General features: G+C 59.8%; 13 protein-coding genes and 1 pseudogene. 5 read left to right on the plus strand and 9 right to left on the minus strand.

The features are described 5' to 3' along the window. The first annotated feature begins 65 nt into the window (after nucleotides 1-65). The 3 genes from K9857_RS10425 to K9857_RS10435 are packed head-to-tail and all read left to right on the plus strand — an operon-like array spanning nucleotide 66 to nucleotide 3,633. Nucleotides 66-530: a (2Fe-2S)-binding protein gene (locus K9857_RS10425; protein WP_224535491.1), complete on the plus strand. Its 465-nt coding sequence runs from the start codon at nucleotides 66-68 to the stop codon at nucleotides 528-530. Continuing rightward, a complete protein-coding gene (locus K9857_RS10430; RefSeq protein WP_224535493.1) occupies nucleotides 530-2,734 on the plus strand; it encodes a xanthine dehydrogenase family protein molybdopterin-binding subunit in 2,205 nt (734 codons plus the stop codon). The genes K9857_RS10425 and K9857_RS10430 overlap by 1 nt, the downstream gene beginning before the upstream one ends. 5 nt (nucleotides 2,735-2,739) lie before the next feature. Continuing rightward, on the plus strand, nucleotides 2,740-3,633 hold the full coding sequence (locus K9857_RS10435) for a LysR substrate-binding domain-containing protein (RefSeq protein WP_224535495.1): 894 nt from the start codon (nucleotides 2,740-2,742) through the stop codon (nucleotides 3,631-3,633). Nucleotides 3,634-4,592: 959 nt separating this feature from the next. Here K9857_RS10435 and K9857_RS10440 read toward each other — a convergent pair. The 8 genes and pseudogenes from K9857_RS10440 to K9857_RS10475 all read right to left on the minus strand — a co-directional run bounded on the left by K9857_RS10440 (nucleotide 4,593) and on the right by K9857_RS10475 (nucleotide 11,440). Continuing rightward, entirely contained in the window at nucleotides 4,593-5,531 is a 939-nt protein-coding gene (locus tag K9857_RS10440) for a LysR family transcriptional regulator (RefSeq protein WP_224535498.1), read from the minus strand. Continuing rightward, nucleotides 5,524-6,186, minus strand: coding sequence for a TetR/AcrR family transcriptional regulator (locus K9857_RS10445; protein WP_224535500.1), 663 nt, complete (start codon nucleotides 6,184-6,186; stop codon nucleotides 5,524-5,526). Before K9857_RS10445 ends, K9857_RS10440 begins: the two co-directional genes overlap by 8 nt. A gap of 77 nt (nucleotides 6,187-6,263) precedes the next feature. Then, nucleotides 6,264-7,787 (minus strand): CoA-acylating methylmalonate-semialdehyde dehydrogenase, encoded by a 1,524-nt coding sequence (locus tag K9857_RS10450; protein WP_224535502.1) that lies wholly within the window; start codon nucleotides 7,785-7,787, stop codon nucleotides 6,264-6,266. A gap of 132 nt (nucleotides 7,788-7,919) precedes the next feature. Next, entirely contained in the window at nucleotides 7,920-8,129 is a 210-nt protein-coding gene (locus K9857_RS10455) for a DUF2945 domain-containing protein (protein ID WP_224535504.1), read from the minus strand. Between the two features lie 46 nt (nucleotides 8,130-8,175). Next, nucleotides 8,176-8,271: pseudogene (locus K9857_RS10460) on the minus strand (CopG family transcriptional regulator); the annotation flags it as partial. A gap of 14 nt (nucleotides 8,272-8,285) precedes the next feature. After that, on the minus strand, nucleotides 8,286-9,383 hold the full coding sequence (locus K9857_RS10465; protein ID WP_224535506.1) for an alkene reductase: 1,098 nt from the start codon (nucleotides 9,381-9,383) through the stop codon (nucleotides 8,286-8,288). A gap of 32 nt (nucleotides 9,384-9,415) precedes the next feature. After that, nucleotides 9,416-10,423 (minus strand): LLM class oxidoreductase, encoded by a 1,008-nt coding sequence (locus tag K9857_RS10470; protein ID WP_224535508.1) that lies wholly within the window; start codon nucleotides 10,421-10,423, stop codon nucleotides 9,416-9,418. Between the two features lie 105 nt (nucleotides 10,424-10,528). Further along, the gene (locus K9857_RS10475; protein ID WP_224535510.1) at nucleotides 10,529-11,440 is read right to left on the minus strand and encodes a LysR family transcriptional regulator; all 912 of its coding nucleotides are present in this window, start codon (nucleotides 11,438-11,440) and stop codon (nucleotides 10,529-10,531) included. A 167-nt stretch (nucleotides 11,441-11,607) separates the two neighbouring features. On the opposite strand from K9857_RS10475, the gene K9857_RS10480 reads away from it, so the two are divergent. Both K9857_RS10480 and K9857_RS10485 read left to right on the plus strand, forming a co-directional pair. Next, on the plus strand, nucleotides 11,608-12,021 hold the full coding sequence (locus K9857_RS10480) for a cupin domain-containing protein (RefSeq protein WP_224535512.1): 414 nt from the start codon (nucleotides 11,608-11,610) through the stop codon (nucleotides 12,019-12,021). 145 nt (nucleotides 12,022-12,166) lie between these two features. Continuing rightward, a complete protein-coding gene (locus tag K9857_RS10485) occupies nucleotides 12,167-12,814 on the plus strand; it encodes an MliC family protein (protein WP_224535514.1) in 648 nt (215 codons plus the stop codon). A gap of 44 nt (nucleotides 12,815-12,858) precedes the next feature. Here K9857_RS10485 and K9857_RS10490 read toward each other — a convergent pair whose 3' ends face one another. After that, nucleotides 12,859-13,947: an AI-2E family transporter gene (locus K9857_RS10490; protein ID WP_224535516.1), complete on the minus strand. Its 1,089-nt coding sequence runs from the start codon at nucleotides 13,945-13,947 to the stop codon at nucleotides 12,859-12,861. Nucleotides 13,948-13,979 lie beyond the last annotated feature (32 nt).

Raw genomic sequence — 13,979 nt, forward strand, 5'->3', positions numbered from 1 at the left:
CCAAGGTTTTCAATAATCGATCACCAGGCCTGCACAAAGACGGGCCGCTCTTTTGGAGCCTGACAATGATCGAATTCACGGTAAACGGCGAACGACGCGAGCTGGCAGAGACATCTCCCTCCACGCCCTTGTTATGGGTGTTGCGTGATCACTTGAAACTCACCGGCACCAAGTTCGGCTGCGGCATGGGCCTGTGCGGTGCCTGCACCGTACACCTGGACGGCGTCGCGGTGCGCTCCTGCCAGTTGCCGGTCGCCGCCGTAGCGGGGCACCACATCACCACCATCGAAGGATTGTCACCCACTGAACAGCATCCGCTGCAACTGGCCTGGGTTGCCGAAGATGTGCCGCAATGCGGTTACTGTCAATCGGGTCAGATCATGTCAGCCGCCGCGCTGCTCAACACAGGTGCCGCGGTGACCGACGATTCGATCCGCAATGCCATGTCCGGCAACTTGTGCCGCTGCGGTACATACGGTCGGATCAATAAAGCGATCAAGCGCGCGGCCAACGCGCCGAAGGAGGCGTGATGACGATCTCCCCGATGGATGTTTCGCGGCGCGTGTTTCTCAAGCAAACCGCGACCGTTACCTGCGGTCTGGCCATTGCCTTTTACCTGCCTTCGAGTCTGGCCGCGACTGACCCGAAAACCTCGGTGCCGGCAAGCGAATTCGAGCCCAACGCCTGGGTACGGATCCTGCCGGACGGCACGGTGAAGCTGGTGGTGCACAAGCACGACTCCGGCACTGGAACGCATACCGCGTTGGCCGCCTGTGTGGCCGAGGAACTGGACGTCAACCCGATGACCGTGCAGGTGATCTCGCCGGAAGATCCGTTCCTCGAAACCTACATTCATCCGATCTGGAAAGTCTTCTCAACCGGCGGCAGCACCAGTGTTTCGCTGGAATACGACCGCCTGCGCATGGCCGGCGCCACGGCCCGGGCGCTGCTGATCGCGGCGGCTGCCAAACAGTGGAAAGTCAGCCCCGATAGCTGCATCACCGAAGAAGGCCGTGTGATTCATGGGGAGAGCAAACGCAACCTGGGCTACGGCGAACTGGTGGGCGTCGCCGCGCATCTCTCGGCCCCGGCCAAGGTCTCGCTCAAGGACCCGGCACAGTTCAAGTACATCGGCAAACTGCGGCACAAGCGCGATGCCCAGGCCAAGGTCTGCGGGCGCTTCCAGTACAGCATCGACGTGGTGCTGCCGGACATGCTGGTGGCGGTGATTCAACGCGCTCCCGTGCTGGGGGCGAACGTTGTGGCGGTGGACAGTGCGGCTGCGCTGCAAATACCCGGCGTGCGCAAGGTGATCACAGTGCCGGGGCGTCCCGATGTACTCGGCGGCAACGTCGAAGGCGTGGCGGTGTTGGCGGACAGCTACTGGGCCGCGCATCAGGGCCGCGAATTGCTCAAGGTGCAGTGGAGCGACTCGCCGCTGGCGGGTTTCGACAGTGATGAACTGGCCAAGGCCCAGGTAGCGGCGCTGGCGGACAAAGGCGCGCAACGGGTGTCCGCGATGGCGGCGGGCGATGTGAACGCACAATGGCCAGACGCCGCGAAGCTGCTCGAAGCCGATTACCGCATGCCCTACAAGGTGCAGAATCCGCTGGAACCGATCTGCATCACCGCGCAGGTCAAGGACAACGCCATCACCTATTGGGGAGGGGTGCAGGTGCCGTCGTCGGCGCTGGAAGCGGCGCAAATCGTGTGCAAGATCACCAAGGACAACGTCACCATCAACGAGTTGGTGTCCGGTGGCAGCTTCGGTGCGCGAGAGGCCAAATACTGGCTGTTCGAAGTGGCCTACCTGGCGCAGCAAGCCAGGGTGCCGGTAAAACTGATGAACAGCCGCGAAGACGAAATGCGCTCATTGTTCATGCACCCGGCCACGCTGCACCGGGCCAAAGGTGCGCTGGATGCGCAGGGCCGCTTGACCGCGTTGCGGCTCGAGGCGGTGTCGCCGGCCTCGCCGGAACAGTGGGAGCCGGGCTATTTCGAGCGCCCCGACAAAATGGACTACAGCACCACCGAAGCCATCACCGCGTGGGATTTCGCCTATCGCCCGGCCAACCTCGACCTGACGTGGGTCAGGCACGAGAGCCAGGTGCCCAGCGGTTGGTATCGCTCGGTGAGCTTCATTCCCAACGTGTTCGCCGTGGAAAGTTTCATGGATGAATTGGCCCATGGCGCCGGGCAAGACCCGCTGGCCTTCCGCCTGGCCAACATGAAGGATCGGCCACCGCATGTCGCCGTTTTGAAAAGCGCCGCCGAACGCGCCGGTTGGGGCCAGCCGCTGCCCGAAGGCACGGCGCTGGGGATCGCCACCAACCAGGGATACACCAGCTTCATTGCGGTGGTTGCGCGCCTGTCGCGAAAAGAAGGCGCGATCAAGGTCGAGAAGCTCACCTGTGTGGTCGATTGCGGCTTGGCGGTGTCGCCAGGCGGAGTCGAAGAGCAGATCTACGGCGGCTTGATGTGGGGACTCGGCCATGCGCTGTTCGACCGGATGGACATCAAACAGGGCAGGGTGGTGCAGAGCAACTTCCATGATTACCGGGTGACGCGCATGTCGGACATGCCGGCGGTGGACATCCTGGTCATCGATGGCGAACCAGGTAAACCCGGTGGCGTTGGCGAACTGGGCAGCCCGTCGGTGGCCCCGGCGATTGCCAATGCCCTGTTCAGCCTGACCGGGGTGCGTCAGCGCTCTACACCGCTGAACCTGGGATAGCGGACATGGACTTGCGCTTGCTGAGGTACTTCATGGCCCTGGCCGAAGAGCTGCATTTCGGCCGAGCCGCCAACCGCTTGCATATCTGCCAGCCACCCCTGAGCCAGCAGATCCGTCTGCTGGAGGAGGAACTGGGCACGCCGTTGTTCGAACGCAGCCATCACCGGGTCGAGTTGACCGCCGCCGGGCAGATGCTCAAGGAACAGGCGCCGCTGGTGTTCGAACAACTCGACCGCGCGCTGGACCTGACGCGCCAGACCGGCCGTGGCCAGTTGGGCGAATTGGAAATCGGCATGATCAGCTCGGTAATGGTCGGGGTGCTGCCACGGGCGTTACACCTGTTTCGCGAGCGTTATCCGCAAGTGAACTGGCACCTGCATGAGATGACCCCGGCAGCGCAAGTCAAGGCGCTCAAGGAGAAGCGTATAGACGCCTGCGTATTTCGGGTCGGCTATGACGACCCGCAATTGCGCAATGAACTGTTGATCTACGAGCCCATCCGGGTGGTCATGCCGGTTGATCATCCGTTGGCAAGGCGCGAAGCCCTGGCACCGTCGGATCTGGCTCAGGAGCCATTTGTCGCCCTGGAATTGAAACAATCGCGGTTCGCCGACTTTCTCTTTCAGTGCTGCATCCAGGCCGGCTTCACCCCACAGATCCGCCAGCAGGTGATCGAGGTGCAAACCTTGCTCAGTCTGGTGCGTGCCGGTTTCGGCGTGGCGTTGCTGCCGGCGTCCATCGAGCAATTGGCGCCGGCGGGCCTGGTATTCCGGCGCCTGACTCCGGCATTGCCGGAGGTGCCGCTGTACGCCACATACCGCGCGGACGATGATTCGCCGGTGCTCAAGCTGTTTCTTGATACTTTGCGCGAGCTAGTTCTTGAGGAAGGGGGTGGTTGAACTTGAGAATCGCAACTGTGAGAAAGATTTGAGCCAGAGTGGCGGAGTTTCGGCGAGTACCGGGTTGGATTGGATGGGTGAGTTGATATCCAGACATATAATTTAACATAATATACATTACACGTAACATCGTGTATCAATATTAGGCCGGTTGCGCAGTGCTTTTTAACGCCTTTGTCAGCAACCACTAATAAATGGAAAGCACCGCTATGGCCGTAACCATTTGTTTTAATTGGCTATAATTTTTCTGCCTTCGTTTTCCTCCAGCCGTTTAGTCATAGATCGCCGGAAAGTCACTCTCTACAAGCTCCTAGATCATCGATTTCGGTTTTTCCATTGAATAACGATTATGCGCGCGCTCATATTTCCGCCGAACAATGACCATCACTCAAGTGAAAACCACTCTAACTCTATGTGTTTTCCATAAATTTTTTCTACTGCTGCCTGGTAAGCTGAGCGTATGCCCAAGCGATTCCGCGTTGAAACCCGCCCAATAGTCATCAATCAGTGGAAAAACGATGACTCAAATCTCTATTTTCCGCGAGACAACGACCATGTCTGGCTCGCATTCCACGGATTAGTGACTAATGCTTACTCGAGGTCTGGCGCTAACATATTGATTTTTAATTGCTTGTGGTACTTGTTCCGCTCCGACAGCGAAATTTCGCACCCAAAGAGTTTCCGTCGAATTCTGATCATGCTCGGTATTCAGTGGAAAATAATCGCGCTTTTGTGGCGCTACCGACCTATCATACGTGACAGCCATCATTGGACTTGCCAGTAGTCGACCCTCCTCATACAACTTCTAATAGACCGGTCTCAATCTGAAGGTCTGATTCATGATTTATACAATTGGGCATAGTCTACCGACCGACGCCCCGCTAATCGCTTGGAAAATGGGTTAACTCGACTAAACATCTATTTAGTAGAGTTATTGCTCTACACGGATGACCCCGCCCTTACATGAACCCCGCCGCGAACCGCCCACGCAGATATTCGACAAAAACACTGACTGCTCTCGGTACATGTGCCGAATAAGGACGCACCAGATAAATGTCCTCCGGGAACGCCCCTACTGACCGCCATGCCGGCAGCACCTGGACCAGTGCTCCGCTTTTGAGCCCGGCTTGAGCGGTGAAGTCAGGCAATAATGCGATACCCAAATCCGTCAGCGCCGCATCACGCAACGCTTCGCTGTTGTTGGTGGCGAAGATGCCTTTGACCGGCACGGTCAGCCGCTTCCCCGCCATCTGCGCGTCCTCGATTGCCTCGAAGGCCCATGCCGGCGTGTCGCTGCCTCGCGGGTAAAACAGGCAGCTGTGCCCTGCCAGATCATCCGGATGCCGAGGCTCGCCGAATTTCTCCAGGTAGCTGCGGGTGGCGACCAGCACGGAACGGGTCGGGCTGAGTTTCCAGGCGACGTGGGTATCCGGGATCTGATTGCTGTGCCGGATGGCGAGGTCGAAACCCTCGGAAGCAATGGAGGAAATCTGGTCGGAAACGTCGAGTTGGACCCTGACTTCGGGGTATTCCTGGAAGAAGCCAGCGAGTACCGGTACCAGTTGCTGGCGGGCGAAGGCGACCGGCGCGGTCAGTCGCAGCAGGCCTCGGGCGACACCTGCGGAATCCCGGACATCGGAAAAACTGCGGGCGATTTGTTCGTAGGCACTACGCACGTCACTGACCAGCGCGTTTCCCGCATCAGTCAATCGCACGCTGCGGGTCGTGCGTTGCACCAGGCTCAACCCCGTGGCTTTCTCCAGCTCGGCAATGCGCTGACTCACGGCCGACTTGCTGACTCCCAACCTCAGCGCAGCCGCGGTATAGGTCCCCTGCTCTTCCAGGATCGCCAGCCAGTGCACGTGGGTCCAGAGTTGTTCGACTTCCACTTTAGCCATGGTTGGAGTGTTCTCGTCTGTTGACGCTCAGGCTCGTTAAAAACATGTCCGCAAAGACCCGCAAGGCTTCGCCGTTTTGCTCAAGCTTCGCGCGCAACACCGCCCCCTCCCAGCCGATCCAGAAAAACGCAGCCAGACGCGCACAATCGGCATCTCTGGCGATTTCCCCAGCGGCCTTGGCTTCTTCCAGGCAGCGCTCGAACCGGGCCTGCCAATCCAGCAGCACTCCAGAGAGTTGTCCGCGAAAGGATTCAGGTAATGCGCCCATCTCCTGACCCAGATTGCCGACGAGGCAACCTCTATGGAAATCGAAACGCTGCATGCCGAGCTCCGCGTCCTCGCAAAAGGCTGCGATGCGCTGAAGTGGAGTGAGGCTTTGATCGAGCAGAAACCGGTCGATCTTGCGTACGAAATAGGTCGCGTACAGCGTGATCAACTCGCTACCGAACGCTTCCTTGCTGGCAAAGAAGTGGTAGAACGAGCCTTTCGGCACGCCGACCGACTTGAGTATTTCGTCAATGCCAGTCGCGGAAAAACCCTTTTCCGTCAAGGCGGCAACGCCCGCACGGCAAAGGGTTTCTCGTGTTTCTCGATGGTCGCCTGCGGCTTTCGCCGGTCGACCGCGTTTGCGAGGGGTAGCAGGAATGTTCGTCATGGGCCGATTAATAGACTGATCGTCTTAATCAATCAACTGATTTCTCATCCGGAGCTCCCCTCATTCACGCAGCAGCCTTATTTAGCGGTCGGCATCGCGAACTCGGCGCCCTTGCCGATGCTTTCCGGCCAGCGTTGCATGATGGATTTCTGCTTGGTGTAAAAGCGCACACCCTCCTCGCCATAAGCATGCATATCGCCAAACAGGCTCTTCTTCCAGCCACCGAAACCCTGCCAGGCCATCGGCACTGGAATTGGCACGTTGATGCCGACCATACCGACCTGAATGCGACGGCTGAATTCACGGGCGACGTTGCCATCGCGGGTGAAACAGGCCACGCCGTTACCGAATTCATGGTCGTTGACCAGCTGCACAGCAGTGGCGAAATCATCGACGCGCATGCAAGCCAGCACCGGCCCGAAGATTTCTTCTTTATAGATGGTCATTTCCGGGGTGACGTTGTCGAACAGCGTGCCGCCCATCCAGAAGCCTTCCTCGCAGCCTTCGCCAGCGTCGGAGCTATTGAAGTTGCGACCGTCCACCAACAGTTGCGCGCCTTCCTTGACACCCTTTTCGATGTAGCCAGTGATGCGCGAGTGCGCAGCCGGGGTAACGATCGGGCCCATTTCTGCGGCGAGGTTGCGGCCATCCAATACTTTGAGTTCCTTGGTGCGTTCCACCAATTTCGGAATGACTTTGTCAGCCACATCGCCCACCAATACGGCTACCGAAATCGCCATGCAGCGCTCGCCCGCCGAGCCGTAGCCCGCGCCGATCAAAGCATCGACGACCTGATCGACGTCGGCGTCAGGCATGACCACCATGTGGTTCTTCGCGCCGCCCAGGGCTTGTACACGCTTGCCGTGACGGGCGCCGGTTTCGTAGATGTAGTTGGCGATCGGCGTGGAGCCGACGAAGGAAACGGCTTTCACGTCAGGGTGTACCAGCAGCGCATCAACGGCTTCTTTATCGCCTTGAACCACGTTGAACACACCGTCAGGCAAGCCGGCCTGCTTCAGCAGATCGGCCATGAACAGACTGGCGCTCGGATCGGTCGGGCTTGGCTTGAGGACGAAGGTGTTGCCCGCAGCGATCGCCACCGGGAACATCCACATCGGTACCATCACCGGGAAGTTGAACGGCGTGATGCCGGCGACCACGCCCAGAGGCTGACGCAGGGTCCAGTTGTCCATGTTGGTGGACACCTGATCGGAGAAGTCGCCCTTGAGCAACTGAGGAATGCCGCAGGAGAACTCGACGATATCGATACCCCGGGCCACTTCGCCCTGGGCATCGGTAAAGACCTTGCCATGCTCGGCGGTGATCAGGTGCGCCAGTTCATCTTTATGCTGGTTCAACAATTCCAGAAATTTGAACAATACCCGGGCACGGCGGATAGGCGGAGTGTTCGACCAGGCAGGAAACGCGGCCTCCGCGGATGCCACGGCGGCATCTACGTCTTCGATGCTGCCCAGGCGAACATGGGTGCTGACCGCGCCGGTGGCAGGATTGAAAACCGGCTGAGTGCGGGCGCCGCTGCCGGTAACGTGGACACCGTGGATGTACTGAGCAACTTCTTTGTTGTCGTTAGCATTGGTCATGACAGGTCTCGCTGCGGTGGTGAATATGAATTTCACCGTCAGATTAAGCAGCGCCTGCCCGCCTGACTACGGCAGAAAAGTGAATTGATTGTTCGCTGTGGTGAACAATCGGCATGACAGCCATCTGGCACTTCAGATGCGACGCAGAGCTTCTTCGTGATGCATGGCCAGATGCCCGGTCTTGTCGCTTTTCACTTCGTATTGAGGACACTCTGGGGAAGCGGGCCGGTGCCGGCCCATGAACTCCACATCCTTGACGTGTACCTTGGTGACCTTCCCGCGGATCTCCCCTGCTTCGGAATTCCAGCAAACGGCGTCGCCGATTTTGAATGCAGTGGTCATTGGGTGCTCCTTGGAAGATAGCGTCTTGCCGGTCCATTCAACTCCATCAGCGCGGAACCGGCAACGGAGAGTCGCTACCGAGGCTATCGGCCCAAGTCTGTATGGCCTGGTGATCGATGACACCTCGCTTGTCTACATCGACCGCAAAAACGTACGTCAGATCGGCTCCAACGCCAACTGTTCATGTGAATACACCGGATAATCCACATACCCCCGCGCCCCACCCCCGTAAAACGCCTCCCTCCCCGCTTCAGCCAGCGGCCAGCCAAAGCGCAGGCGATCCACCAGATCAGGATTGGCAATGAACGGCCGGCCAAACACCGCCAAATCCGTCAGGCCTTCATCGATCGCCTGCCTCGCCGTTTCCGCGGTAAAACCTCCCGACAGTACAAAACTGCCATCGAACGCCGCCCGAAAGGCCTTGTGAAAATCCGGGTCTCCCAAGTGGCTGGCATGCAGGTAGGCAATTCGTCGTTGCGACAGCGCGCCGGCCAGTGCCAGCCAGGTTGCCTGTTCATCTTCGAACGGATGCAGATCCGCCAGCCGGGCGAAGGGTGAAACACGCACTCCCACACGTTCATGGCCGATCTGCGCACTGATTTCGTCGACCGTCTCCAGCAGCAGGCGCAGGCGATTGCTGATCGAGGCACCACCATAGCGATCTTCACGGGTATTGAGCCCGCCGTTGATGAACTGCTCGAACAGAAATCCGTTGCCCGCATGAATTTCCACGCCGTCAAATCCCGCCGCCATGGCATTGAGCGCGGCCTGCCGGAAGTCGGCGATGACCTGGCGAATGCCATTGGCATCCAACGCCACAGGCAGGCTGGCGGCAACTTGCGCGGGTTGACCGTCGCTGTCGTAGGCGTGAACCAGGGTTTGCGCCGCCGTCACCGCCACAGCCGAAACCGGCGATTGCCCGTCCAGTAAGGAGACGTGAGAAACACGCCCCACATGCCAGAGCTGGATGAATATGCGCCCGCCGGCCCGATGCACCGCATCGGTCACGCGCTTCCAGCCTTCGATCTGCTCGTCGGTGTGGATGCCCGGCGTGTAGAGATAGCCTCTTCCTTGCGTGGAGACTTGGGCACTCTCGGTGATGATCAGTCCGGCGCTTGCACGTTGGGCGTAATAGGTCGCCATGTCGGCGGACGGCACGGTGTCGTGGGCGCGAGCGCGGGTCATGGGGGCCATGACGATGCGGTTAGACAAAGGCAAACCGGCCAGATCATAAGATTCAAAGAGCGATGACATGAACTGATTCCTCCCGCAGACAATGGGCCGGCTCACACGTGTGATGGAAAATGCGGCAAGACGTACTCACCGAGTTCATCGAGGATTTCGCCGTAAGGCTGGACGCTGACCTTGGGATTGAGCGCGATGTGCGAAACCCCGGCCGATTGCGCCTGTTCAAGGTAATTGCGCAGGCCGTTGCGCCCGGCGCGGAAGCCGCCCTGGATGCGCTGGAAAGGCTGATCCGGGTTGCTGCTCAGATCCAGATAACCGCCCAGCCCCAAGGGTTTGAAGGCGTCGCGACCTTCGGCTTCGTTCACCAGACCGTGCCAGTGCTCACCTAGCGAGGCCAGACGCTCAGGGCTCTGAACACCAGCCAGGTAACCGTCGAGATTCTGCGCCAGCCATTCGATGCTCTGCTGCGCCTGGCCTACCGCGATGGATGGAACCCGGCCGTACGGCGCCTTCGGCACCAGGTCGAGACCGCCGGACGATCCACCGAAGCGCTCGGAGCGAAACTTCGGAAAACGCTGCTCGAGCAAGGTGCGAAACACCGAATAGGCATCCCGATAACGTTCGCCACGGGATTCGAAATCGATACCCAGCATCGGGTAATCACTGAATCGATCGCCCGAGGACAGCCCCAACACCAACCGGCCTTCGCTCAGTTGATCCAGAGATGCCGCTTGCTTGGCCAGGTACATCGGCTCGCGAGTCGGCAGCACGATTCCGGTGGTACCGAGCACGATGCTGCGGGTGGCCGCGGCCAGGTAGCCGATATAGACGAGGGGCTCGAAGATCTGTGCGACGTCGCCGTAGTTCGGGTCATAGAACGGGATGTCGCGCATCCACAACGCGCCCACACCGAGCGCTTCGGCGCGTTGCGCCATTTCGACGTGATCGCGCATGGTGGGCGCAGGGCGACCGGGATGGGTTTCCAGAGGCAGGATCAGGCCGATGGTCAGCGCCTGCGGTTTGAACAGACGTTGAAAACCAGGGTGACGCTCGAGCATCGGATGCGGAGTCGGCGAAGTGGTCGAGCGTTGAATGGCGTGGGTCATGGTGGCAGTCCTCACAAGTGGCGATGACTGCATCTTTATTGAATCCCGAGCCCGGATAAACCGCATCCGGCGACCATTACCCGGTCCTTGAATTCCCCAATCGAGTCATTTTTCCCAAGGCACGCCCGCTTCCCAGTGGCTCACCATCAGATCGATGAAGCTGCGAACCCGAGGCGATAGATGACGCTTGTTCGGATACACGACCCTGATGGGATCCGGCGGCGCTCGGTAAGGCCTAAGCACTTCAACCAGGGTTCCATCTCGCAGGTCGTTGCCGGTGATGTAGGTCGGCAGGTGAATCAGGCCAATGCCTGTCAGCGCCGCTTCGCGCATGGCTTCGGAACTGTCGATATTCAGCCGCCCCGGCAGCTCGTGCAGGTGCAGGCCGGCCGGAGTCTGGTAACGCCAGGCGACGGTTCGTTCGCCGCTGCCGAAGGCGATGGTGTCATGGCCAGCCAATTCATCCGGTGTTTGCGGTACGCCGGAACGGGCCAGATACGCTGGCGAAGCGCAAGTCGCGTACTGCTGCCAGCCCACGGTGCGGGTCAGCAATTGCGAATCCTCCTTCGGCGCACCAATGCGAATGGCGATGTCGACGCCCTCCTCGACCAGATCGACGAAGCGATCGGTGAACCACACATCCGCACGCAGGTCGGGCCATTGCTTCAGGTAGGCATCGAGAATCGGCAGGATATGGCGCTGGCCAAACGAAAGCGGCGCGGTGAGCTTGAACGTGCCGGTGGGCCGACCGCGGCGCAGGGCCATGGTCGCCTCGACTTCATCCAGATCCTCAAGGATCTGTCGCCAGCGCTCATAGGCGACCTGTCCCTCATCGGTCAGGCTCAGTTTGCGGGTGGTGCGATTGAGCAGCCGCGCGCCCATGCGGCTTTCCAGGCGAACGATGCTTTTGCCCACGGCCGAACGCGTCAGGCCAAGCGAATCCGCCGCCGCGGTGAAACTGCCCGCCTTCACGGCCGCGACAAAGGCGGCAATGTCGCCGAATCGGTTGGCTTCCATCGAAAGCGTTCTCCAGAACATCCAGTAAGTGTGTTACGGCGTATCAGACATCTACTATCCGTCGAAGCATAGCGCCGGGTGAGTTGCGAATATCGAATGCGGGGCGCACATTGTTTCGGCAATGTCCCCTCCGGCAAATACCCCCCTCACTACAGGATTGATTGACCATGATCCTCAAACGCGTAGGTTCACAACCCTCGATCAAGGCCCCTGAAGCCTATTTCACCGGCACCGTTCGCATGGACCCGCTCAACAATCCCCCGGAGCCGGCAAGGGTGTCAGTGGTCAGTGTCACCTTTGAACCCGGTGCCCGAAGCGCCTGGCACACCCATCCACTCGGTCAGACCCTGATCGTCACCGCCGGCTGCGGCTGGACCCAGTGTGAAGGCGAACCCATCGTGGAGATTCGCGCCGGTGACGTCATCTGGTGCCCACCGGGCCACAAACACTGGCATGGCGCGGCCGCGAACACCGCCATGACCCATATCGGCGTTCAGGAAGCCCTGGATGGTGTGAGCGTGGTCTGGATGGAAATGGTGACCGACGAAGAATACAACGTCGGCCCAGGCGGATCATTGTAGGAGCTCGGTACCCAGCCGTCAGCCCGTGTGGCAAGTTTGCCGCGCTGGCTTAAACTCCGTACACCTATGCCAATCAATGTCTGTTTCACGGATCGATACTTCCCACGTCAATCGGGCGTCACGTCATGATTCGGGTGAAGCCAACATGAAATCGGTCACGGCCTTTCTCAACAGTGTGCTGGGTGCCGGCGCCTTGATGGCGACGAGTACCTGTGTCGATGCGGCCAGTTTCAAGACCAGCTTCGATTGTGCCAGCACCACGCTCTCCATTGAAAAGCTCATCTGCCGCGATTCGCAACTGGCGAAGATGGATCTAGAACTGAACCGGCTCTATCGCCTGGCGCTCACCGATGAACACTCGGTACCGCTGCCCGACAAAGTCATGATCGATCAGCAGTTCTGGCTCGAAGAGCGCAACCATTGCGCCTCCGAGCGCGATCCCAAGACCTGCACGATCGATGCTTATGCGGAGCGCGCGCACCAGTTGCGTCAGGGGTCAGCCATCGTTCGCACCAAGGATCCGGACCGACTCACCGAAGGCCCGATGGCCTATCGTTGCCCCGGACTGAACGCACCGCTGGCCGCGACCTTCTTCACCACGCAGCCGGGCGTGGTGTACCTGAAATGGGCGAAGAGTTCGATCACGCTGAATCAGGTGCCCAGTGACATGGGCAACCGTTACATCGGCAAGGACAGCCTGGGGCCTTACAGCTTCTGGCAGGACGGTGGCGTGATTCTGTTCCAGAAGCCCGGCGGCAAAGAGACGAGCTGCACCGCCGAGCCGATCGGCTGAGATTCAGGGCGTACGGCGCTGACCGTGACGCCCCTTGAAATCGATCAGAGCGCACTCTCCTCCGGCGGCCGGTCCTGCACCCACTGCCAGAACAGTTGATAGCCCAGGGCGAGTATCACCGGGCCGATGAACAGGCCGATGATGCCGCTGGTGACCATCCCGCCCAAGGCGCCGATCAACACCACCGGCATCGGCACATCGACACCCCGTCCCAGCATCAGCGGCTTGAGTACGTTGTCCACCAGCCCTGCCACGAACACATAGATGGCGAAGACGATGGTCGCCGTGTTGGCACCTTCTGTGGCAAAGACGTAGGCGATCACCGGCAGCGTAATCAGTGTCACCGGCAGTTGCATGATGCCCAGCAGCAACACCGCCAGAGCCAGCAGCCCCGCGCCGGGAATGCCCTTGAACACGAAGCCCAGGCCGACCAGCAGCATCTGGATAAAGGCGATGCCCACCACCCCGAGCGCCACCGCGCGAATGGTTGCGGTGCACAGGGCGGCGATTTTCGGTCCTCTTTCCGGACCGCTGACCCGCGAGGCGATCTGCACCGCGGCGCGGCTGCCACCTTCACCGTGGGCCATGAAGATCCCGGCAATGATCAGCGCGAAGATAAAGGTCAGGAACCCCATGCCGACCCCGGCGAGTTTGCCCAGCAGGGTCATGCTGACGCCCTTGATTTGCGGGATGTATTTCTCGGTCAGGCCCGGCAGATCGGTGGCCGCCTGCAGCCAGATCGCCGAGATCGTTTTGCCCACCACTGGCACTTCGGCGATGGAGTCAGGCGGCGGCGGAATGTGGATGCCTTCGTTGCGCACTACGGTCATGGCGCCGTCCACCGAGTCGGCAATCGAGGTACCCAACAGATAGATCGGTACCATCAGGATCACAATGGACACCAGAATGATCAGCGTGGCAGCGCGACCTTCCTTCTGCCCCATCGGGCCCATGAGCTTCTTCTGCAACGGATAAAGCGTGATTGCCAGAATCACCGACCACAACATCAGGTCGCGGAACGGGCTGAAGATTTCAAAGCAGAACAGCACCAGCACCACGATCAGTCCGGCGCGGATCAGTACATCGAGCAGCCCGCGGGACCAGGTTTTCTCTGAGAGCTGAGTGGGCAACATCGAAGTCTCCTGGCAGATCACTGCGAAGATAG

This window comes from Pseudomonas sp. REP124 (genome assembly GCF_020164475.1).
Lineage (GTDB): Bacteria > Pseudomonadota > Gammaproteobacteria > Pseudomonadales > Pseudomonadaceae > Aquipseudomonas.